The 22,416-nt window shown below is 50.4% G+C and carries 16 protein-coding genes and 1 pseudogene; 12 read left to right on the top strand and 5 right to left on the bottom strand.

All coding sequences use genetic code 11. The features are described 5' to 3' along the window. Positions 1-203: 203 nt before the first annotated feature. On the top strand, positions 204-1,625 hold the full coding sequence (locus ACH0VJ_RS04915) for an APC family permease (protein WP_001134264.1): 1,422 nt from the start codon (positions 204-206) through the stop codon (positions 1,623-1,625). A 292-nt stretch (positions 1,626-1,917) separates the two neighbouring features. Here the strand turns inward: ACH0VJ_RS04915 and pflA are convergent, their stop codons facing one another. Together pflA and ACH0VJ_RS04905 are read right to left on the bottom strand one after the other, a co-directional pair. Beyond that, on the bottom strand, positions 1,918-2,715 hold the full coding sequence (pflA, locus tag ACH0VJ_RS04910; protein WP_000067928.1) for a pyruvate formate lyase 1-activating protein: 798 nt from the start codon (positions 2,713-2,715) through the stop codon (positions 1,918-1,920). Between the two features lie 118 nt (positions 2,716-2,833). Beyond that, positions 2,834-3,159, bottom strand: a pseudogene (locus tag ACH0VJ_RS04905) (cytoplasmic protein). Positions 3,160-3,290: 131 nt separating this feature from the next. On the opposite strand from ACH0VJ_RS04905, the gene sopD2 reads away from it, so the two are divergent. Further along, entirely contained in the window at positions 3,291-4,250 is a 960-nt protein-coding gene (sopD2, locus tag ACH0VJ_RS04900; protein WP_001145569.1) for a type III secretion system effector SopD2, read from the top strand. A 72-nt stretch (positions 4,251-4,322) separates the two neighbouring features. Here sopD2 and pflB read toward each other — a convergent pair whose 3' ends face one another. From pflB to ycaO, 3 genes are all read right to left on the bottom strand, one after another. Further along, positions 4,323-6,605 (bottom strand): formate C-acetyltransferase, encoded by a 2,283-nt coding sequence (pflB, locus tag ACH0VJ_RS04895; protein WP_001292799.1) that lies wholly within the window; start codon positions 6,603-6,605, stop codon positions 4,323-4,325. A 59-nt stretch (positions 6,606-6,664) separates the two neighbouring features. Then, entirely contained in the window at positions 6,665-7,522 is an 858-nt protein-coding gene (focA, locus tag ACH0VJ_RS04890; protein WP_000642539.1) for a formate transporter FocA, read from the bottom strand. Positions 7,523-7,926: 404 nt separating this feature from the next. Continuing rightward, positions 7,927-9,687 carry a 30S ribosomal protein S12 methylthiotransferase accessory factor YcaO gene (gene ycaO / locus ACH0VJ_RS04885; protein WP_001538156.1) on the bottom strand — a complete coding sequence of 587 codons (1,761 nt, stop codon included), beginning with the start codon at positions 9,685-9,687 and terminating at the stop codon, positions 7,927-7,929. A gap of 136 nt (positions 9,688-9,823) precedes the next feature. On the opposite strand from ycaO, the gene ACH0VJ_RS04880 reads away from it, so the two are divergent. From ACH0VJ_RS04880 to lpxK, 10 genes are all read left to right on the top strand, one after another. Further along, the gene (locus tag ACH0VJ_RS04880; protein ID WP_000642866.1) at positions 9,824-10,516 is read left to right on the top strand and encodes a DUF421 domain-containing protein; all 693 of its coding nucleotides are present in this window, start codon (positions 9,824-9,826) and stop codon (positions 10,514-10,516) included. Between the two features lie 185 nt (positions 10,517-10,701). Beyond that, positions 10,702-11,790, top strand: coding sequence for a 3-phosphoserine/phosphohydroxythreonine transaminase (serC, locus tag ACH0VJ_RS04875; protein WP_000079584.1), 1,089 nt, complete (start codon positions 10,702-10,704; stop codon positions 11,788-11,790). Between the two features lie 70 nt (positions 11,791-11,860). Next, positions 11,861-13,144, top strand: a complete 1,284-nt coding sequence (gene aroA / locus ACH0VJ_RS04870) for a 3-phosphoshikimate 1-carboxyvinyltransferase (RefSeq protein ID WP_000445184.1) — start codon at positions 11,861-11,863, stop codon at positions 13,142-13,144. A 142-nt stretch (positions 13,145-13,286) separates the two neighbouring features. Next, a complete protein-coding gene (locus tag ACH0VJ_RS04865; protein ID WP_000792301.1) occupies positions 13,287-14,048 on the top strand; it encodes a M48 family metallopeptidase in 762 nt (253 codons plus the stop codon). Between the two features lie 172 nt (positions 14,049-14,220). After that, positions 14,221-14,904: a (d)CMP kinase gene (gene cmk / locus ACH0VJ_RS04860; RefSeq protein ID WP_000125007.1), complete on the top strand. Its 684-nt coding sequence runs from the start codon at positions 14,221-14,223 to the stop codon at positions 14,902-14,904. Positions 14,905-15,017: 113 nt separating this feature from the next. Next, positions 15,018-16,691: a 30S ribosomal protein S1 gene (rpsA, locus tag ACH0VJ_RS04855; protein WP_000140324.1), complete on the top strand. Its 1,674-nt coding sequence runs from the start codon at positions 15,018-15,020 to the stop codon at positions 16,689-16,691. Positions 16,692-16,846: 155 nt separating this feature from the next. After that, on the top strand, positions 16,847-17,131 hold the full coding sequence (gene ihfB, locus ACH0VJ_RS04850; protein ID WP_000167332.1) for an integration host factor subunit beta: 285 nt from the start codon (positions 16,847-16,849) through the stop codon (positions 17,129-17,131). Positions 17,132-17,360: 229 nt separating this feature from the next. After that, positions 17,361-19,625, top strand: a complete 2,265-nt coding sequence (locus ACH0VJ_RS04845) for a ComEC family protein (protein WP_000705791.1) — start codon at positions 17,361-17,363, stop codon at positions 19,623-19,625. A 36-nt stretch (positions 19,626-19,661) separates the two neighbouring features. Next, positions 19,662-21,410 carry a lipid A ABC transporter ATP-binding protein/permease MsbA gene (msbA, locus tag ACH0VJ_RS04840; protein WP_000551246.1) on the top strand — a complete coding sequence of 583 codons (1,749 nt, stop codon included), beginning with the start codon at positions 19,662-19,664 and terminating at the stop codon, positions 21,408-21,410. Continuing rightward, the gene (gene lpxK, locus ACH0VJ_RS04835) at positions 21,407-22,384 is read left to right on the top strand and encodes a tetraacyldisaccharide 4'-kinase (protein ID WP_000561679.1); all 978 of its coding nucleotides are present in this window, start codon (positions 21,407-21,409) and stop codon (positions 22,382-22,384) included. The genes msbA and lpxK overlap by 4 nt, the downstream gene beginning before the upstream one ends. The last annotated feature ends 32 nt before the right edge of the window (positions 22,385-22,416 follow it).

The following is a 22,416-nucleotide window of genomic DNA, read 5'->3' as shown; positions in this document are numbered from 1 at the left end:
CGTATGCAGGACGTGAGTCTTGCATACTCTTTGTTTATGTTTTACGTAAAATAATTGACCTGCATAATTTCTTGCTTTGCTGAAAAATAAAATGTGCCGAAGGTTATAATTTTGCGCTCCTCTATTTTCTCTCTTCGTCTTTACCGCGCATAATCCCCCGCTTCATTTATAGTAATAGCATTGTGTTCACGAAGGATCGCGTTATGCCGAATGTGCAGGAAAAACAGTTGCGATGGTACAACATCGCCCTGATGTCGTTTATTACCGTTTGGGGATTCGGCAATGTTGTCAATAACTATGCTAACCAGGGGTTAGTGGTTGTCTTCTCCTGGGTGTTTATTTTTGCGCTCTATTTTATTCCTTATGCTTTAATCGTGGGGCAACTGGGCTCAACCTTCAAAGAGGGAAAAGGGGGCGTCAGTACCTGGATTAAGCATACGATGGGGCCGGGGTTGGCTTACCTTGCGGCATGGACCTATTGGGTCGTGCATATTCCCTACCTGGCGCAAAAGCCGCAGGCGATACTCATTGCATTGGGATGGGCTTTAAAAGGCGACGGCTCGTTGATAAAAGAATATACCGTCGTTGCCTTGCAGGGGCTGACGCTGGCATTGTTTGTTTTCTTTATGTGGGTTGCTTCCAGGGGGATGAAATCGCTAAAGGTTGTTGGGTCTGTGGCCGGGATTGCCATGTTTATCATGTCAATTTTATATGTTGTGATGGCAGTGACCGCGCCAGCAATTACAAACGTTGAAATTGCGACCACTAACATCACCTGGCAGTCATTTATTCCTCATATCGATTTTACCTATATCACCACCATCTCTATGTTGGTCTTTGCGGTTGGTGGGGCAGAGAAGATCTCGCCTTATGTCAACCAGACGCGGAATCCAGGAAAAGAATTTCCGAAGGGGATGCTCTTTTTAGCCGTCATGGTTGCGGTCTGCGCTATCCTCGGTTCGTTGGCGATGGGAATGATGTTTGATTCCCGGCATATACCTGACGATTTAATGACCAATGGGCAATATTATGCATTCCAGAAATTGGGTGAGTATTACCATATGGGTAATTCATTAATGGTGATTTATGCCATTGCCAATACTCTTGGGCAAATCGCCGCGCTGGTGTTTTCTATTGATGCGCCACTGAAAGTCTTACTGGGTGATGCAGACAGTAAATATATCCCGCAGCGCTTATGTCGTACTAACGCTTCAGGTACACCAGTTAACGGTTATTTGCTGACATTAGTGTTGGTCGCTATCTTGATTATGTTGCCAACGCTTGGCATCGGCGATATGAACAACCTGTACAAATGGCTGCTTAATCTCAACTCAGTTGTTATGCCGCTGCGCTATCTGTGGGTATTTGTCGCCTTTATTGCCGTCATTCGACTGGCGCAAAAGTACAAACCCGAATATGTGTTTATTCGCAACCGGGCGTTGGCGTTAACTGTGGGGATATGGTGTTTTGCCTTCACCGCGTTTGCCTGCCTTACCGGTATTTTCCCCAAAATGGAGGCGTTCACACCGGAGTGGACATTCCAGCTGACGTTGAACATCGTGACGCCTTTTGTCCTGGTCGGGTTGGGATTAATTTTCCCACTGCTGGCGCGTAGAAACACATAACGACGCTCTTTTCCACGGCGCTCCTGTCAGGCGAGCGCCTTTTAAAGTTACAGGTGCCTGGGTTCCAGGCGGAGACCACGGTGTTAACAGGCGCCGGGGGCAGCAATAGTTGTCAGACCTTCAACCCAGCAGCAGATAAGCGACTCTGTATTTAATACCTGGTAAGCGCAATATTGTTAACCAGGCCTGTCTGATGGCGGGGTGGGGTATTTTAGCGGTAAGAGCGTTATCCAGACAGCAAAACGGCTACCGTCATGGGTAGCCGTTTAAAAGCGGGTAAGATAGCAGGCGATTAATACATTACTTTATGACCATACTGCTCAAGAATACCCTTTACACGCTCCATGGTCTCTTTTTTAGGCGGCTTCACGCCATCCAGTTTATATTCTTCGCCCATTGCCACCCATTTATGTTTGCCCAGCTCATGATAGGGCAGCAGTTCGATTTTTTCGACATTACCCATATCGCGGGTAAACTCACCCAGGCGATGCGCGGAATCATCGTCGTCAGACCAGCCGGGAACGACAACGTAACGGATCCAGACCTTCACATTTTTCTTTGATAAATACTGCGCAAATTCCAGCGTTCGGTGATTAGATACACCGACCAGATTCTGGTGGATCTCATCATTCATCTGCTTGAGATCGAGCATCACCAGATCGGTAACGTCCAGCAGTTCATCAATCACCGGGTCATAACGGCGCACAAAGCCGTTGGTGTCGAGACAGGTGTGGATACCTTCTTTTTTACAGGCGCGAAACCAGTCGCGTACAAATTCTGCCTGCAAAATGGCCTCGCCGCCGGATGCCGTCACGCCGCCGCCAGAAGCATTCATAAAATGCCGATAGGTCACCACCTCTTTCATTAAGTCTTCAACGGTGATTTCTTTACCGCCATGCGTATCCCATGTGTCGCGGTTATGGCAATACAGGCAGCGCATCAGGCAGCCCTGGAAAAAGGTAATAAAGCGGATGCCTGGGCCATCAACGGTGCCACAGGATTCAAAGGAGTGAATGCGACCAATAACCGGCTTTTTATCAGCAGTTACTGCAACACTTTCATTTGTAATACAATCGGTTAAGTTACTCATATCGCTTCGGCTAGCTCTAAATAACATGGGGTTTATGGACACATTCCGGGCATGTTGAGCACCCTGGTAAGGGGGTTGCATCCTGTAAAAAAGCGGTACTGCGAGCGTAAATTTTGGACTACAGAATGTGTGGCTGTTCCAGAATGTGCTGCAATGGAGCTATTTTACCTCTATTCAGTATAAAATATACGGCAAATCTATGCTGCATAACTTGCACCGCCAGAAATTCTGGCTCATTCATCAGCTCGTAACGCCTCAACCGCAATACATACTGTAAGTGTATCATCCATAGCGTCCTGGTTTTGCTGTTTATGATCCGCCTCTTTTTTCGAATGGTTGGCGCCGTTTTTGTGTGGTCAGAACGAAAATAATTCTCAACATAATTCAGATGCGTCCAAAGAACGTTATGCCTGCCCAGCGCCTGGCGTCGCATTCAACGTGCAATCAGGTCTAAATCTGATGTTATTTCTAAAGCCGGAATGATTCAATCTCTTAAAATAGAGTGTGGCTTTAATCAAAAAATGAGAGCAACGGATTGAATTTTGCTTTTGCGGTAAATAATCAAGGGGGTTATTATGCCAGTTACGTTAAGTTTTGGTAATCGTCATAACTATGAAGTTAATGCTTCACGGCTAGCCCGTTTGATGAGTCCTGATAAAGAAGAAGCGCTATACATGGGGTTATGGGATAGATTTAAGGACTACTTCAGGACACACAAAAAAAGAGAGGTGCTGGAGGTATTATATACACTCATCCATGGATGTGAACGTGAAAATCAAGCTGAACTTAATGTTGATATAACCGGCATGGAGAAGATACATGCCTTTACACAATTAAAACAATATGCTAATCCATCTCAACAAGAGCGCTTTATTATGCGTTTTGATATGAATCAGACACAAGTTTTATTTGAGATTGATGGCCAGGTTATTGATAAATGTAATTTGCATCGTCTCCTCAACGTTTCAGAAAACTGTATTTTTAAAGTGATGGAAGACGATGAAGTAGAGTTGTTTTTTAAAGTATGTATTAAGTATGGAGAAAAAATTGCTCGCTATCCAGAATTATTAGAAGGCTTTGCTAATCAACTTAAAGATGCAGTTAATGAGGATGATGACATTAAGGATGAAGTTTATAAGTTTATGCGATCTGGAGAAGATCGAAAAAGGGCATGTGTTGAATGGAATGGTACGCTTACTGAAGAGGAGATGAATAAACTACGTTGTCTTCAAATGGGGTCTTTTGATATTCATACCCAATTTTGTAACATAGGTTACTGGGAATTAGAGGGAGAAGTCCTGTTTGATATGGTTCATCCAACACTTATCTATCTGCTACACGCATATAAACCGTCATTGTTATCTGATTTAATAGAAGCTAACACCATGCTGTTTTCTGAAGTATTAAATAAGGATTTTGATGAGTATCAAAATAATAAAAGAGAAATTGATTCTATTCTGAGAAGAATATATAGATCACATGATAACACTTTATTTATAAGTAAAAATTCTACTTGTCGCAATATGCTTATATAAAAAATTAAAAAGGCCCCACTGACATGGAGCCTTTTTTGTACGCTTTTTATGGCGTAATTTCAGTCAAACCCATTACATGGTCTGCGTGAAGGTACGAGTAATAACGTCCTGCTGCTGTTCTTTCGTCAGGGAGTTAAAACGTACTGCGTAACCAGATACACGGATGGTCAGCTGCGGATATTTTTCCGGATGTTCCATCGCGTCCAGCAGCATTTCACGGTTCATGACGTTGACGTTCAGGTGCTGACCGCCTTCGATGGACGCTTCGTGGTGGAAGTAACCATCCATCAGACCTGCCAGGTTAGTCTTACGAACTTCGTCGTCTTTACCCAGTGCGTTCGGAACGATAGAGAAGGTATAAGAAATACCATCTTTCGCGTAAGCAAACGGCAGTTTAGCAACGGAGGTCAGAGAAGCGACAGCGCCTTTCTGGTCACGACCGTGCATCGGGTTAGCACCTGGTCCGAACGGCGCGCCAGCGCGACGACCATCCGGGGTGTTACCGGTTTTCTTACCATACACAACGTTAGAAGTGATGGTCAGAACAGACTGCGTCGGGATAGCGCCACGGTAGGTGGTCAGTTTCTGAATTTTCTTCATGAAACGTTCTACCAGGTCAACCGCCATGTCATCTACACGAGCGTCGTTGTTACCAAACTGCGGGTATTCGCCTTCGATTTCGAAGTCGATAGCCAGACCATCTTCGTCACGAATCGGTTTAACTTTCGCATATTTGATGGCAGACAGGGAGTCAGCAGCAACGGACAGACCTGCGATACCACACGCCATGGTGCGGATAACGTCACGGTCGTGCAACGCCATCAGAGAGGCTTCGTAGCTGTACTTGTCGTGCATGTAGTGGATAACGTTCAGCGCGGTGACATACTGTTTAGCCAGCCAGTCCATGAAGTGATCCATGCGATCCATCACTTCGTCGAAGTTCAGAACATCGCCTTTGATCGGTTCGGATTTCGGACCAACCTGCATTTTCAGTTTTTCATCAACGCCGCCGTTGATTGCGTACAGCATGGTTTTCGCCAGGTTTGCACGCGCGCCGAAGAACTGCATTTGTTTACCAACGATCATCGGGCTTACGCAGCATGCGATAGCGTAGTCATCGTTGTTGAAGTCCGGACGCATCAGGTCATCGTTCTCGTACTGCAGAGAAGAAGTGTCGATGGAGACTTTAGCGGCGAATTTCTTGAAGTTCAGCGGCAGTTTTTCAGACCACAGAACGGTGATGTTCGGCTCCGGAGACGGCCCCATGGTGTATAGGGTGTTCAGGAAACGGAAGCTGTTTTTGGTGACCAGAGTACGGCCATCAACGCCCATACCGCCGATAGATTCGGTTGCCCAAATCGGGTCGCCGGAGAACAGTTCATCATATTCCGGAGTACGCAGGAAGCGAACCATACGCAGTTTCATGACCAGGTGGTCAATCATTTCCTGTGCGTCTTGCTCGGTGATTTTGCCTGCTTTCAGGTCACGTTCGATGTACGCATCCAGGAAGGTGGATACACGACCGAAGGACATTGCTGCGCCGTTCTGAGATTTAACCGCAGCCAGGTAACCGAAGTAAGTCCACTGGATTGCTTCCTGAGCGTTAGTCGCCGGACCAGAGATATCGCAGCCGTATTTAGCTGCCATTTCTTTGATCTGACCCAGAGCGCGGTGCTGTTCAGCGATTTCTTCACGCAGACGGATAGTCGCTTCCAGATTTACGCCGTTTTCCAGATCGGATTGCAGAGACGTAAACTGTGCGAATTTGTCTTTCATCAGGTAGTCGATACCGTACAGCGCTACGCGACGGTAGTCACCGATGATACGGCCACGGCCATACGCATCCGGCAGACCGGTCAGAACGCCGGATTTACGGCAACGCAGGATGTCCGGAGTATAAACGTCGAACACGCCCTGGTTGTGAGTCTTACGGTATTCGGTGAAGATTTTTTTGATCATTGGGTCCAGCTCGCGATTGTACGCTTTGCAGGAACCTTCAACCATTTTGATGCCGCCGAACGGGATAATCGCACGCTTCAGCGGAGCTTCAGTCTGCAGACCAACAATTTTCTCAAGCGCTTTGTTGATGTAGCCAGCGTCGTGAGAAGTGATGGTGGAAGCAACGGAGGTGTCAAAGTCAACAGGCGCGTGAGTGCGGTTTTCCTGTTTAACGCCTTCCATTACGCTGTCCCACAGCTTGGTGGTCGCGTCAGTAGCGCCAGCCAGGAAGGACTCGTCACCCTCATACGGAGTGTAGTTTTTCTGAATGAAGTCACGGACGTTTACTTCATTCTGCCAGTCACCTTTGGTAAAACCTTCCCAGGCTGTGGCTAACTTTTCATTAAGCTCGGACATGTAACACCTACCTTCTTAAGTGGATTTTTTATTTACTGCGTGTAATGGGCATCAACAGATTAATGATGCTCGTTACCACGCAGGTAAATGACCCAGTATGTCAACCCGACCAACAAACCGCCGCCGATAATATTACCGATCGTGACCGGAATCAGGTTATCAGTGATGAAGCTCATCACGGTCAGGTGAGAAAAACTTTCCGGAGACGAACCAACCGCGGTCCAAAACTCCGGTGTAGCGAAATCGCGTATTACAATACCCATAGGAATCATAAACATGTTTGCGATACTGTGCTCAAAACCGCTGGCGACAAACATGGCGACGGGCAGTACCATGATGAACGCTTTGTCCATCAGGCTACGACCTGAGTAGCTCATCCACACGGCCAGACAAACCATCAGGTTCGCCAGAATACCGAGGCAGACAGCTTCAATAAAAGTGTGGTGCATTTTGTGGTCGGCGGTTTGCAGGACGTTAAGTCCCCATTGACCGTTGGCAGTCATATACTCGCCGGAAAGCCACATCAGTAACACGAAAAGCAGAGCGCCAATCAGGTTACCAAAATAGACGTTTAACCAGTTTTTAGCCAGTTGCCCCCAGGTGATGCGACCGCTAGCTTTAGCTACAACGATCAGAACAGTAGAGGTGAAGAGATCAGCGCCGCAAATAACACAGAGAATCAGTCCCAAAGAGAAACAGATACCCCCGATAAGTTTCGCCATGCCATAAGGCATCGCGCCAGTACCGGTTGTCGCAGTAATATAAAAAACAAAGGCAATTGAAATGAATACGCCGGCGGTAATCGCCAGATAGAAAGTCTTAAGCGGATGTTTCGTTGCTTTATAGACGCCTGCTTCTTCAGCCACTTTGGCCATTGCTGCAGGGAGTAAAAGGTCAAAAGGGTTGTCAGCTTTCACACTAACTCTCTCTTTATTAAGTCGGCGACGAGATACTAACAAAGCATTATAGATGAGAATTTGATATAGATCATATCTCGCCTGGCTTATAGGCCCGTAAGTCGCATGGCTTTTATGCAATTACGGTGTAACTTTTTGATTATCCTAATAAAAATAAATTTTAAAAATTATAAATAGAGTTGAATTTTTTCCTGACTCCTCCTGCTGCACGGTTAATTAATATGGAGTAATCAACAAATAAAGTAACATCACTATGTCAATTAATTTAATATCAACAACCAATATTTAACCTTGTTATTACATTTTTCGCCGTTTAGCGAAAATAAATAAAACGGGGCCGCAAAGGCGCCCCGTAATATAACGCAGCCGAGAGGGTAAACCTACCCTAAGTCACTCATATGGCCTTATTTTGACCAGTATGCCGCTTTCGCGCGCTGTAATTTATCATACGCTTTTAACAAGGACTGATGCGCCGGGAACGCTTGTAGATCGTGGTCGACAGCCGGTAGTCCATAAAAAGCCGCTTCACCGCTAAGCGCGGCGCTGGCGGCCTCTACAGCCTCTGCGCCATACATTTTTATAAAAGCATTGAGATATTGCAGTGGCTGACGCGCATCTTCTTGCGACAGGAGCAGCAGAGTTTGCAGGCAACGGTAATAGTTTGCGCGTGCCGGACTAAAGACCGACGAATTGAACTCCATCGTCCATTCTGTCCAGATTAGCGCCTGCTCCAAATCGCCGCCCGCTAACGCTAACATTGCTTTTAATTCGCCGACGCGCAGTGTATACCAACCATTGTCCGCTCCGGTCGCCAGACCCAACAGTTCACGCACGCGGGTGAAATCGTCAAAACCTTCTTCATCCAATTGTTCAATCAGATTGAGATAATCTTCTTTATTCCAGGCGCTACCGGGCAGCGAAAGCAGAGTCTCACGAAGATGGCTACCCATATTGTTGTTGGCCAGCCACAGATCTTCGGCAGGATAAATATCAGACATTCCCGGTACGATAATACGACAGGCGTATACGCCGAGATGCTCGTAATCGGCAATGTAAACTTCTTTATCTTCAGCAGCAAAGATGGCCATCAGCGTGGCGAATTCTTCTTCGGTAGTGCCGGAAAAACTCCAGTCCGTGAACGGATAATCGGCGTCCTGTTTGAACAGATCCCAGGAAATCAGGCCGCTGGAGTCGATGAAGTGGGTCTCCAGATTAGTGTGCTCCGCGACTTCTTCATCATCGAACGTTGGTGGCGTGAAGACATCAAGATCTTTCAGACCGCGTCCCTGGAGTAGCTCGGTCACTGTACGCTCCAGCGCAACGCCAAAGTCAGGATGGGCGCCAAAAGAAGCAAAGCAGGTACCGTTAGCCGGGTTGAACAGCACGACGCAGATAACCGGATACTTACCGCCCAGCGAGCCGTCATAGGCGAAAATCGGGAAACCCTCGGCTTCCAGCGTGGCGATTGACTCCATTACCGCCGGATAACGCGCCATCACCTCTGCGGGAATCTCCGGCAGACTGATACTTTCCGCAATGATGCGATTTTTCACATAACGCTCGAAGACTTCCGACAGTCCCTGAACGCGGGCTTCATTACGCGTATTGCCGGCGGACATTCCGTTAGAGACGTACAGGTTGCCGATGATATTCATCGGAATATACACGGTCTGGTTATCGGACTGACGGGTAAATGGCAGACCACAGATGCCGCGAGCTTCATTGCCGGACTGAAGATCAATTAACTGGCTTCCGGTGAGTTCATTTTCCGGATCGTAAAACGCGCGCAGACGGGCATCAAGCAAGCCTTCCGGTACGTCGTCATTTTCAGTCAGCGGAAACCACTTTTCGTTCGGATAATGCACGAATGGCCCGTTGGCGACCGTTTCGCCAAGCCAGAAATCAGCAAAGAAGTAGTTGGTTGACAGACGCTCGAAGTATTCGCCCAGCGCCGAGGCCAGCGCCGCTTTTTTGGTCGCGCCTTTTCCGTTGGTAAAGCATAACGCGCACTCTTTATCGCGAATATGCACTGACCAGACGTTTGGCACCGGGTTCAGCCAGGAGGCCTCTTCGATGTGAAAGCCGAGGTCGAGTAACTTTTGCTGGAAGCGGGCGATGGAGTCTTCCAGCGCGGCGTCTTTGCCGGGAATAAATGTTTGCGTCATGAAAATCACTTTTGTCGTACGGAAAGCGCGCAATGATACGGGTTTTATGTGACGGGCGCTATCTCGCCGGGACATCGGCGGAAATAAAAGTATTGGCTATGCTTTTACACTGGCATTCACAGGAAGAGCATAAAAAATGAAAGCATTTGATTTGCAACGAATGGCGCTGGATAACGTGCCGGTAGCGTTTTTGGGGGAAGTGGCGCTGCGTAGCTTTTACACCTTTGTTCTGGTGTTTCTTTTCTTAAAGGTGACAGGACGACGCGGCGTACGGCAAATGTCGCTTTTTGAAGTGCTGATCATTTTGACATTGGGGTCGGCGGCAGGCGACGTCGCGTTTTATGATGACGTTCCGATGCTCCCTGTTCTGGTGGTATTCATCACCCTGGCGCTGCTCTATCGCCTGGTTATGTGGCTGATGGCGCATAGTGAAAAGTTGGAAGATCTGCTGGAAGGCAAGTCGGTGGTCATTGTTGAAGACGGCGAACTGGCGTGGGAAAAACTGCAGCGCTCGAACATGACGGAGTTTGAGTTTTTTATGGAGCTTCGCTTGAATGGCGTTGAGCAACTGGGGCAGGTCAGACTGGCCATCCTGGAGACAAACGGACAAATCAGCGTCTATTTCTTTGAAAATAAAGACGTTAAGCCGGGGTTAAGCATTCTTCCTGAGCACTGTACGCCACGCTTTATCGTGGCGCCGGAGGCTGGCGACTATGCCTGCGTACGTTGCAGTGAAGTGATACGCATGAACGCCGGGGAAAAGCAATTATGTCCGCGCTGCGCAAATCCAGAATGGACGAAGGCAAGCCGGGCTAAACGCGTTGTTTAACAGCGAAAATATCGGATTTATACGGTTAATCCGGAAGATTCTGTTGTGTGACGCATGCCGCATTTTCTCCTCGCATTGTTTTACCCATTGCGGCGCGTGTCACTGAATGATAAAACCGATATTCACATGAATAACGTTTGCCTGATGTCTGTCAGGCAGGAAACAATGCAGCGTGGTGAGGGGAAATGGCTCAGGTCTTTAATTTTAGTTCAGGTCCGGCGATGCTACCGGCGGAAGTACTTAAACTGGCGCAACAGGAACTGTGTGACTGGCACGGTCTTGGTACGTCGGTAATGGAAATTAGCCATCGAGGCAAAGAGTTTATCCAGGTCGCTGAAGAGGCGGAGCAGGATTTTCGCGATCTCCTTAATATCCCCTCCAACTATAAAGTCTTATTTTGTCACGGCGGCGGTCGCGGGCAGTTTGCTGGCGTGCCGCTCAATCTGCTGGGCGATAAAACCACGGCGGATTATGTCGATGCTGGTTACTGGGCGGCGAGCGCCATCAAAGAAGCCAAAAAATACTGTGCGCCGCAGATTATCGACGCCAAAATCACCGTGGACGGCAAACGTGCCGTAAAACCGATGCGCGAGTGGCAGCTTTCCGATAATGCCGCTTATTTGCACTATTGCCCGAATGAGACCATTGACGGCATCGCCATCGATGAAACGCCGGATTTTGGCCCGGAGGTGGTCGTCACGGCGGACTTTTCTTCTACCATCCTGTCTGCGCCGCTGGACGTCTCTCGCTATGGCGTAATTTATGCTGGCGCGCAGAAGAATATCGGTCCGGCAGGACTGACGCTGGTTATCGTCCGGGAGGATCTGTTAGGCAAGGCGCATGAGAGCTGCCCGTCCATCCTCGACTACACCGTCCTGAATGATAACGACTCGATGTTTAATACGCCGCCGACTTTCGCCTGGTATCTTTCCGGTCTGGTGTTCAAATGGTTGAAAGCGCAGGGCGGCGTGGCGGCGATGCACAAAATCAATCAGCAAAAAGCGGAGTTGCTGTACGGTGTGATTGATAACAGCGATTTCTACCGTAACGATGTCGCACAGGCCAACCGTTCGCGGATGAATGTTCCGTTCCAGTTAGCGGACAATACGCTGGACAAGGTCTTTCTGGAAGAGTCTTTCGCCGCCGGTCTGCACGCCTTAAAAGGGCACCGTGTTGTTGGCGGTATGCGCGCCTCTATCTATAACGCCATGCCGATTGAAGGGGTAAAAGCGCTGACCGATTTCATGATCGATTTTGAGCGTCGCCACGGCTAATACGTTTCTTTTTTCATCCCCACGGCCAGTCTGTGGGGTTTTTATTTCTGTTTTTTGAGAGTTGAGTTTCATGGAATCCCTGACGTTACAACCCATCGCGCGGGTCGATGGCGCCATTAATTTACCTGGCTCCAAAAGTGTTTCAAACCGTGCTTTGCTCCTGGCGGCTTTAGCTTGTGGTAAAACCGTTCTGACGAATCTGCTGGATAGCGATGACGTCCGCCATATGCTCAATGCCCTGAGCGCGTTGGGGATCAATTACACCCTTTCTGCCGATCGCACCCGCTGTGATATCACGGGTAATGGCGGCGCATTACGTGCGCCAGGCGCTCTGGAACTGTTTCTCGGTAATGCCGGAACCGCGATGCGTCCGTTAGCGGCAGCGCTATGTCTGGGGCAAAATGAGATAGTGTTAACCGGCGAACCGCGTATGAAAGAGCGTCCGATAGGCCATCTGGTTGATTCGCTGCGTCAGGGCGGGGCGAATATTGATTACCTGGAGCAGGAAAATTATCCGCCCCTGCGTCTGCGCGGCGGTTTTATCGGCGGCGACATTGAGGTTGATGGTAGCGTTTCCAGCCAGTTCCTGACCGCTCTGCTGATGACGGCGCCGCTGGCCCCTAAAGACACAATTATTCGCGTTAAAGGCGAACTGGTATCAAAACCTTACATCGATATCACGCTAAATTTAATGAAAACCTTTGGCGTGGAGATAGCGAACCACCACTACCAACAATTTGTCGTGAAGGGAGGTCAACAGTATCACTCTCCAGGTCGCTATCTGGTCGAGGGCGATGCCTCGTCAGCGTCCTATTTTCTCGCCGCCGGGGCGATAAAAGGCGGCACGGTAAAAGTGACCGGAATTGGCCGTAAAAGTATGCAGGGCGATATTCGTTTTGCCGATGTGCTGGAGAAAATGGGCGCGACCATTACCTGGGGCGATGATTTTATTGCCTGCACGCGCGGTGAATTGCACGCCATAGATATGGATATGAACCATATTCCGGATGCGGCGATGACGATTGCCACCACGGCGCTGTTTGCGAAAGGAACCACGACGTTGCGCAATATTTATAACTGGCGAGTGAAAGAAACCGATCGCCTGTTCGCGATGGCGACCGAGCTACGTAAAGTGGGCGCTGAAGTCGAAGAAGGGCACGACTATATTCGTATCACGCCGCCGGCGAAGCTCCAACACGCGGATATTGGCACGTACAACGACCACCGTATGGCGATGTGCTTCTCACTGGTCGCACTGTCCGATACGCCAGTTACGATCCTGGACCCTAAATGTACCGCAAAAACGTTCCCTGATTATTTCGAACAACTGGCGCGAATGAGTACGCCTGCCTAAGTCTTCTGTTGCGCCAGTCGACGGGCTGGCGCGCCGAGTCCGTATTCGCACTATTTTTATAATTATGACTAATGCTAATTTGTTGATGATTTAACACATTGATTTATGTGTTTTTTATAATAGTTATCAACGGAAGATTAGTATGAAAAATAAATCATTACTACTGGCGGTGGCGATTTCCGCCACGCTACTGGCAGGATGTAAAAATGGCGTGAATGGCAATTTAATCGCCAGTTCAGGCATGTCAGCCTACAAAGCCGCCACACTGTCCGATGCGGATGTTAAGGCATTATCTAATAATGCCTGTAAACAAATGGACAGCGAGAATCAACTGGCAGGTTCGAAAAGCAAATACACCAAACGTCTGAGCAAAATCGCCAAAGCGCTGGGTAACAACATTGACGGTACGCCGGTTAGCTATAAAGTCTATATGACCAGCGATATCAACGCATGGGCGATGGCGAACGGTTGCGTTCGCGTATACTCCGGCCTGATGGATCTGATGACCGATAATGAAATTGAAGGCGTACTGGGCCATGAACTGGGCCATGTCTCTTTAGGGCACTCTCGCAAGGCAATGCAGACCGCTTATGCCACGCTGGCGGCTCGCGATGCGATTTCCGCCACCAGCGGCGTCGCAGCGCAGCTTTCCCAGTCTCAATTGGGCGATCTGGCGGAAGGCGTCATCAATTCGGCGTTTTCTCGCAGTCAGGAGTCGGATGCGGATGACTTCTCTTACGATCTGCTGAAAAAACGCGGGATTAACACCCAGGGCTTAGTCACGGCATTCGATAAATTCGCCACAATGGACGCAGGTCATGCAAAATCATTGATGGACTCCCACCCGGCTTCAGCCGATCGCGCGCAGCATATGCGCGACAGAATTGCCGAAGATAAAAAGTAAATCATTGTCATCTTTCGGGCTGGTTTCTCGCCGGCCCGCTATAATTGCGCAATTATTCCGCATCTGATTACAGACAAAACTGGTTTTTGCACGCAACGTTAACGGTCGCGAGCGTTGGCGCGTATAATGCGCGGCGTTTACGTTAACGGTACGCCTGTTTAAGGAGATAAAGATGACGGCAATTGCCCCGGTAATAACCATTGATGGCCCAAGCGGTGCAGGTAAAGGCACCTTGTGCAAAGCAATGGCGGAAGCATTGCAATGGCATCTGCTGGATTCCGGCGCGATATACCGCGTACTGGCGCTGGCGGCATTGCATCACCATGTCGATCTCGCCTCTGAAGATGCGCTGGTGCCGCTGGCGTCCCATCTGGACGTGCGTTTCGTCTCAACGGACGGCAACCTGGAAGTTATCCTGGAAGGCGAGGACGTTAGCGGCGAAATTCGTACGCAGGAAGTCGCGAACGCGGCATCCCAGGTGGCGGCATTCCCACGCGTGCGTGAAGCGCTTCTTCGCCGCCAACGTGCATTCCGCGAAGCGCCTGGTTTAATCGCCGATGGACGCGATATGGGGACCGTGGTCTTCCCGGATGCGCCGGTAAAAATTTTCCTTGACGCCTCCTCGGAGGAACGTGCGCATCGACGTATGCTACAGTTGCAGGAGAATGGCTTTAGTGTTAACTTTGAACGCCTTTTGGCCGAGATCAAGGAACGCGACGATCGCGATCGTAATCGCGCTGTAGCGCCGTTAGTTCCTGCTGCTGATGCATTAGTTTTGGATTCTACCCGATTAAGCATTGAGCAAGTGATTGAAAAAGCGTTACAATATGCGCGCCAAAAATTGGCTCTCGCTTAAATGCGACCGAATTTGTAGTACCCCCGTTGCAAAGGATTGACAGCGGGTATGTTAAACAACCCCATCCGGCACGGAGCCAGGTGGACGTTAAATATGAAACCTGAAGATTAAACATGACTGAATCTTTTGCTCAACTCTTTGAAGAATCCTTAAAAGAAATCGAAACCCGCCCGGGTTCCATCGTTCGTGGTGTTGTTGTTGCTATCGACAAAGACGTAGTACTGGTTGACGCCGGTCTGAAATCTGAGTCTGCCATTCCGGCTGAGCAGTTCAAAAACGCCCAGGGCGAACTGGAAATCCAGGTTGGTGACGAAGTTGACGTTGCTCTGGATGCAGTAGAAGACGGCTTCGGTGAAACTCTGCTCTCTCGTGAGAAAGCTAAACGTCACGAAGCATGGATCACGCTGGAAAAAGCTTACGAAGATGCTGAAACTGTTACCGGTGTTATCAACGGCAAAGTTAAGGGTGGCTTCACTGTTGAGCTGAACGGTATTCGCGCGTTCCTGCCAGGTTCTCTGGTAGACGTTCGTCCGGTGCGTGACACTCTGCACCTGGAAGGCAAAGAGCTTGAATTCAAAGTAATCAAGCTGGACCAGAAACGTAACAACGTTGTGGTTTCTCGTCGTGCCGTTATCGAATCCGAAAACAGCGCAGAACGCGATCAGCTGCTGGAAAACCTGCAGGAAGGCATGGAAGTTAAAGGTATCGTTAAGAACCTCACTGACTACGGTGCATTCGTTGATCTGGGCGGCGTTGACGGCCTGCTGCACATCACTGATATGGCATGGAAACGCGTTAAGCATCCGAGCGAAATCGTGAACGTTGGCGACGAAATCAACGTGAAAGTGCTGAAATTCGACCGCGAGCGTACCCGTGTATCCCTGGGCCTGAAACAGCTGGGCGAAGATCCGTGGGTTGCTATCGCTAAACGTTATCCGGAAGGTACCAAACTGACCGGTCGCGTGACCAACCTGACCGACTACGGCTGCTTCGTTGAAATCGAAGAAGGCGTTGAAGGCCTGGTTCACGTTTCCGAAATGGACTGGACCAACAAAAACATCCACCCGTCCAAAGTGGTTAACGTTGGCGACGTAGTGGAAGTGATGGTTCTGGATATCGACGAAGAACGTCGTCGTATCTCCCTGGGTCTGAAGCAGTGCAAATCTAACCCGTGGCAGCAGTTCGCAGAAACCCACAACAAGGGCGACCGCGTTGAAGGTAAAATCAAGTCTATCACTGACTTCGGTATCTTCATCGGCCTGGACGGCGGCATCGACGGCCTGGTTCACCTGTCTGACATCTCCTGGAACGTTGCAGGCGAAGAAGCAGTTCGTGAATACAAAAAAGGCGACGAAATCGCTGCAGTTGTTCTGCAGGTTGACGCAGAACGTGAACGTATCTCCCTGGGCGTTAAACAGCTCGCAGAAGATCCGTTCAACAACTGGGTTGCTCTGAACAAGAAAGGCGCTATCGTAACCGGTAAAGTCACTGCAGTTGACGCGAAAGGCGCAACCGTAGAACTGGCTGACGGCGTTGAAGGTTACCTGCGTGCTTCTGAAGCATCCCGTGACCGCGTTGAAGATGCGACTCTGGTTCTGAGCGTTGGCGACGACGTTGAAGCTAAATTCACAGGCGTTGATCGTAAAAACCGCGCAATCAGCCTGTCTGTTCGTGCGAAAGACGAAGCTGACGAGAAAGATGCCATCGCAACTGTTAACAAACAGGAAGATGCAAACTTCTCTAACAACGCAATGGCTGAAGCATTCAAAGCAGCTAAAGGCGAGTAATCCTCTGAAACTTCGGGTCTTTTAGTCCGAAGTATAACGAGATTACTTGACAGATTGCAGGTTTCGGCCTGTAATCAAGCACTAAGGGCGGCTACGGCCGCCCTTAATCAATCTCACGGCTGCAGCCAATTTGCCTTTAAGGAACCGGAGGAATTATGACCAAGTCAGAATTGATTGAAAGACTTGCAACCCAGCAATCTCACATTCCCGCTAAGGCGGTTGAAGACGCGGTAAAAGAGATGCTGGAGCATATGGCCTCGACTCTTGCGCAGGGCGAGCGTATTGAAATCCGCGGTTTCGGCAGTTTTTCTTTGCATTACCGCGCGCCTCGTACCGGACGTAACCCCAAGACCGGCGATAAAGTGGAACTGGAAGGAAAATACGTTCCTCACTTTAAACCGGGTAAAGAACTGCGCGATCGCGCCAATATTTACGGTTAAGTTTTAACGCAAAACTTGAACCCGAAAAAAGCACCGTCAGGGTGCTTTTTTCATTTATACGCCGTCAGGCGCAAACGCTATTCGACCGAAAACTGGAAAACGTTTCGCATTTTTTGCTGCGTCTTACATTTATCAGGTAAAAAACCTGGAATCCGCGCCGTATAGCACAAAATCCCCTCCAGACAATGGCGTCCTGAACCTGCACACTTTCCCGCACAGGGAGGTGTCTATGAAGATAACGACGGTCAGCGTATGCGTAGTATGCGGCATACTTCCACTCATGATATTGCCAGTATTACCTGATACGTGGATTCTCGCGGTGCTGTTTTGTCTGGCATGTTTGCTTTGCCTCATACCCCATCACTATGCGCGCTACGCGGCATTAACCTTGCTCTTTTTCATGTGGGGGATATTTGCCGCCAGGCAGGCCATCTGGGCGGGAAACGTCCTGCCCGCCGCGACGCAGGAGGCGACAGTCGTCATTACTGCCACCGATCATATGACCACTCATTATGGGCGAATCACCCATTTGCGCGGAAAGCCGCTCTTTCCTGCTGTAGGGATTGTCCTGCATGGCCAGTACTTACCCACGGAAGTGTGTGCCGGGCAACAGTGGGCGATGACGCTGAAGGTCAGAGCGGTACACGGACAGCTTAACGAAGGCGGTTTTGATAGCCAGCGTTACGCGCTAGAGCAGCACCAACCGTTGACCGGGCGTTTTCTACAGGCTAAAGCGATTAACCCTGAGTGTAGCTTGCGTGGGCGCTATCTTGCTTCGCTTCGCGCTACGCTTGCGCCTTATCCGTGGCAGCAGGTTATTCTGGCGTTGGGAATGGGGGAGCGGGGAGCGGTGTCGCAGGAGGTGAAGGCCGTTATGCGCGATACGGGGACTGCCCATTTGATGGCGATTTCCGGCCTGCATATCGCTTTTGCCGCGTTATTGGCTGCCGGATTAATCCGTGGCGGACAATTCTTTTTGCCGGTCAGATGGATTCGTTGGCAGACGCCATTGCTGGGCGGCATTCTTTGCGCGATATGTTATGCCTGGCTTACCGGCTTACAACCGCCTGCGCTGCGCACGGTGGCGGCGCTGAGCGTCTGGGGAGGATTAAAATTAAGCGGACGACAGTGGAGCGGCTGGCAAGTCTGGTGCTGCTGTCTGGCCGCGATTATTTTCGCCGATCCTGTGGCGGTTATATCACAAAGTCTTTGGCTGTCAGCATTTGCGGTTGCCGGCCTGTTATTCTGGTATCAGTGGTTTCCTGCGCCAAACGGAAATTTTCCACGGGGCTTACGTTGGTTGCTTAACCTGCTTCACCTACAGGCAGGCATTACACTTCTGCTTTTGCCTCTCCAGGTGGCGCTTTTTCATGGCATAAGCGTTACCGCAATGCTGGCGAATCTTTTTGCCGTACCCTGGGTCACATTTGTGACGGTTCCACTCATCCTGGCGGGAATGATTCTGCATTTAACCGGGCCGTTTTTTCTTGAAGAGTGGGTATGGTACCTGACCGATCGCGCGTTAGCCGCGCTATTTTACCTGTTGAATGCTTTACCGCAGGGCTGGGTGAATATTGATAACCGTTGGCAGTGGCTGACGTTTTTGCCCTGGCTAATGCTTATCGCGTGGCGATTAAACGTCTGGCGTACCTGGCCGGCGGTCTGTTTATGCGGGTTATTGTTGATGAGCTGGCCACTCTGGCGGCCGATAAACGCCAGCGGATGGCAGGTGCATATGCTGGATGTCGGTCAGGGGCTGGCGATAGCGATCGTCAGGGGCGATAAAGTAATACTCTACGATACCGGTCGGGCATGGCCGGAGGGCGACAGCGGGCAACAGGTTATTATTCCCTGGTTGCGCTGGCATAATCTGACGCCGGAGGGCGTTATTTTGAGTCATGAGCATCTGGATCATCGGGGCGGGCTGCGTTCGCTACAGCAGGTCTGGCCGTCAATGTGGATTCGCAGCCCGTTAGGCTGGCAGGGACATTTGCCCTGTTTTCGTGGCGAGCAGTGGCAATGGCAGGGGCTAACGTTTCAGGCGCACTGGCCGTTACGCGAAAGTGCCGATCGAGGAAATAACCGTTCTTGTGTGGTCAAAGTGGATGACGGTGTACATAGCATCCTGCTCACGGGCGATATCGAAGCGGGCGCTGAACAAAAAATGCTAAGTCGTTACTGGCGACATCTTGCGGCGACGTTTATCCAGGTGCCGCATCATGGTAGTAATACGTCGTCGTCGCTACCATTTATTCAGCGCGTACATGGTGAAGCGGCGCTGGCGTCCGCATCGCGCTATAACGCATGGCGGCTGCCGTCCCGCAAGGTAAAACAGCGCTACCGACAGCAGGCGTATCAGTGGTTTGATACACCCCACCAGGGGCAAATTTCGCTGCTGTTTTCTCCGCAGGGCTGGCGCATACAAGGCTTACGGGATCAAATTTTACCTCGCTGGTATCATCAGTGGTTTGGCGTGTCCGAGGATAACGGGTAGAATATGCGGCTATTTCAACAAATGCTGGTTTTTTGAATGCATAACGATAAAGATCTCTCTACGTGGCAGACCTTCCGCCGACTGTGGCCAACCATAGCGCCTTTTAAAGCAGGTCTGATCGTGGCGGGCATAGCGTTAATTCTCAACGCAGCCAGCGATACCTTCATGCTATCGCTCCTCAAGCCATTACTGGATGATGGTTTCGGTAAAACGGATCGCTCAGTGTTGCTGTGGATGCCGCTGGTGGTTATTGGGCTGATGATATTACGAGGCATCACTAGCTATATCTCCAGCTACTGTATTTCATGGGTGTCAGGCAAGGTGGTAATGACCATGCGCCGTCGCCTGTTTGGCCATATGATGGGAATGCCCGTCGCCTTCTTTGATAAACAATCTACCGGTACGCTGCTGTCGCGTATTACTTACGATTCAGAACAGGTTGCCTCTTCTTCATCTGGCGCACTGATTACCGTGGTGCGTGAAGGGGCATCGATCATCGGATTGTTCATCATGATGTTCTATTACAGCTGGCAGTTGTCGATCATCCTGGTTGTTTTAGCGCCGATTGTGTCGATTGCGATTCGCGTTGTCTCAAAGCGGTTCCGCAGCATCAGTAAAAATATGCAGAACACGATGGGACAAGTGACTACCAGCGCTGAACAAATGCTGAAAGGACACAAAGAGGTACTGATTTTCGGCGGTCAGGAAGTCGAAACTAAACGCTTTGATAAAGTCAGCAATAAGATGCGACTGCAAGGCATGAAAATGGTCTCTGCCTCGTCAATTTCCGATCCTATCATTCAGCTCATTGCCTCGCTGGCGCTGGCGTTTGTCCTCTATGCTGCGAGCTTCCCAAGCGTAATGGATAGCCTGACGGCAGGGACCATCACCGTGGTGTTCTCCTCCATGATCGCGCTGATGCGTCCATTAAAATCGCTGACAAACGTTAACGCGCAGTTCCAGCGTGGGATGGCGGCTTGTCAAACGTTGTTTGCGATTCTGGACAGCGAACAGGAGAAAGATGAAGGTAAACGTGTCATTGACCGCGCGACCGGCGATCTCGAATTCCGCAATGTGACGTTTACTTACCCGGGCCGTGAAGTGCCGGCATTGCGTAACATCAATTTGAAAATTCCTGCCGGGAAAACCGTGGCGCTGGTGGGGCGTTCCGGATCGGGTAAATCAACTATCGCCAGTCTGATCACCCGTTTCTACGATATTGATGAAGGGCACATCCTGATGGATGGTCACGATCTACGCGAATACACTCTGGCCTCTCTACGTAATCAGGTGGCGCTGGTTTCGCAAAACGTGCATCTGTTTAACGACACGGTCGCCAATAACATTGCTTATGCCCGGACGGAAGAATACAGCCGCGAGCAGATTGAAGAGGCGGCGCGCATGGCCTATGCCATGGACTTTATCAATAAGATGGATAATGGCCTGGATACCATCATCGGCGAAAACGGCGTACTGCTTTCCGGCGGTCAGCGCCAGCGTATCGCGATCGCCCGCGCCTTACTGCGCGACAGCCCGATTCTGATCCTTGATGAAGCTACGTCCGCGCTGGATACCGAATCTGAACGTGCGATTCAGGCAGCGTTGGATGAGCTGCAGAAAAACCGTACCTCTCTGGTGATTGCGCACCGTCTCTCCACCATCGAACAGGCGGATGAGATCGTTGTAGTCGAAGACGGTATTATCGTTGAGCGCGGCACTCATAGCGAACTGCTGGCGCAACACGGCGTTTACGCCCAGCTACATAAGATGCAATTTGGCCAATGATTGCGCGTATCTGGTCGGGTGAATCCCCGCTATGGCGGTTACTGCTGCCGCTCTCCTGGCTGTATGGCCTGGTGAGCGGGGCGATTCGTCTGAGCTATAAGCTTGGTTTTAAACGCGCCTGGCGAGCGCCGGTACCGGTGGTTGTGGTAGGGAATCTTACGGCTGGCGGTAACGGTAAAACCCCCGTAGTCATTTGGCTGGTGGAAAAGCTGCAACAGCGTGGCGTGCGCGTGGGGGTCGTTTCCCGCGGCTACGGCGGGAAAGCTGCCGCTTATCCGCTGCTCCTGACGCCTGAGACGACAACCGCAGAAGCGGGAGATGAACCGGTATTGATTTATCAGCGGACCGGCGCGCCTGTCGCGGTGGCGCCTGAACGCGCCGCGGCGGTGAAAGCGATTCTGGCGGCGCATAATGTGCAGATTATTATCACCGACGATGGGTTGCAGCATTATCGGCTAGCGAGAGATATTGAAATTGTGGTGATTGACGGCGTGCGCCGTTTTGGCAACGGCTGGTGGCTTCCTGCCGGTCCTATGCGCGAACGCGCCAGTCGCCTGAAAACCGTGGACGCCGCTATCGTCAATGGCGGCGTCGCCCGGGCGGGCGAAATCCCCATGCAGCTAGCGCCTGGACTGGCGGTGAACTTACGTACGGGAGCGCGTTGCGATGTGGCGCAACTGAGCAATATTGTGGCGATGGCGGGCATCGGTCATCCGCCGCGCTTTTTCGCCACGCTGGAAGCCTGTGGCGCGCATCCGCAAAAGTGCGTCCCGCTGGCCGATCATCAAACGCTCGCCCCTGCTGACGTTCAGGCGTTGGTCGGTGAAGGGCAGACCCTGGTAATGACGGAAAAAGACGCGGTGAAATGCCGTGCTTTTGCCGAAGATAACTGGTGGTTCTTACCGGTTGATGCGCGTTTGTCCGGTGAGCAGCCTGATAAGTTGCTTGAACATATCACCTCGCTGGTTCGCTAGCGTCCCCCAATGCAGCGGCAGTGATGAATTTA

Origin of the sequence: Salmonella sp. 2020_1459 (assembly GCF_043847915.1) — a bacterium.
Taxonomy (GTDB): domain Bacteria; phylum Pseudomonadota; class Gammaproteobacteria; order Enterobacterales; family Enterobacteriaceae; genus Salmonella; species Salmonella enterica.
The sequence above is the reverse complement of the archived record's forward strand: the minus strand, read 5'-3'. Positions and strand labels throughout refer to the sequence as shown.

Excerpts from the sequence above, each read along its gene's own strand:
- ACH0VJ_RS04880 (WP_000642866.1), top strand. The coding sequence starts at position 9,824 with ATGAAAGCATTTGATTTGCAACGAATGGCGCTGGATAACGTGCCGGTA.
- sopD2 (WP_001145569.1), top strand. The coding sequence starts at position 3,291 with ATGCCAGTTACGTTAAGTTTTGGTAATCGTCATAACTATGAAGTTAAT.
- pflA (WP_000067928.1), bottom strand. The coding sequence starts at position 2,715 with ATGAGTAACTTAACCGATTGTATTACAAATGAAAGTGTTGCAGTAACT.
- pflB (WP_001292799.1), bottom strand. The coding sequence starts at position 6,605 with ATGTCCGAGCTTAATGAAAAGTTAGCCACAGCCTGGGAAGGTTTTACC.
- ihfB (WP_000167332.1), top strand. The coding sequence starts at position 16,847 with ATGACCAAGTCAGAATTGATTGAAAGACTTGCAACCCAGCAATCTCAC.
- rpsA (WP_000140324.1), top strand. The coding sequence starts at position 15,018 with ATGACTGAATCTTTTGCTCAACTCTTTGAAGAATCCTTAAAAGAAATC.
- serC (WP_000079584.1), top strand. The coding sequence starts at position 10,702 with ATGGCTCAGGTCTTTAATTTTAGTTCAGGTCCGGCGATGCTACCGGCG.
- ACH0VJ_RS04845 (WP_000705791.1), top strand. The coding sequence starts at position 17,361 with ATGAAGATAACGACGGTCAGCGTATGCGTAGTATGCGGCATACTTCCA.
- ACH0VJ_RS04865 (WP_000792301.1), top strand. The coding sequence starts at position 13,287 with ATGAAAAATAAATCATTACTACTGGCGGTGGCGATTTCCGCCACGCTA.
- msbA (WP_000551246.1), top strand. The coding sequence starts at position 19,662 with ATGCATAACGATAAAGATCTCTCTACGTGGCAGACCTTCCGCCGACTG.
- ACH0VJ_RS04915 (WP_001134264.1), top strand. The coding sequence starts at position 204 with ATGCCGAATGTGCAGGAAAAACAGTTGCGATGGTACAACATCGCCCTG.
- ycaO (WP_001538156.1), bottom strand. The coding sequence starts at position 9,687 with ATGACGCAAACATTTATTCCCGGCAAAGACGCCGCGCTGGAAGACTCC.
- cmk (WP_000125007.1), top strand. The coding sequence starts at position 14,221 with ATGACGGCAATTGCCCCGGTAATAACCATTGATGGCCCAAGCGGTGCA.
- aroA (WP_000445184.1), top strand. The coding sequence starts at position 11,861 with ATGGAATCCCTGACGTTACAACCCATCGCGCGGGTCGATGGCGCCATT.
- lpxK (WP_000561679.1), top strand. The coding sequence starts at position 21,407 with ATGATTGCGCGTATCTGGTCGGGTGAATCCCCGCTATGGCGGTTACTG.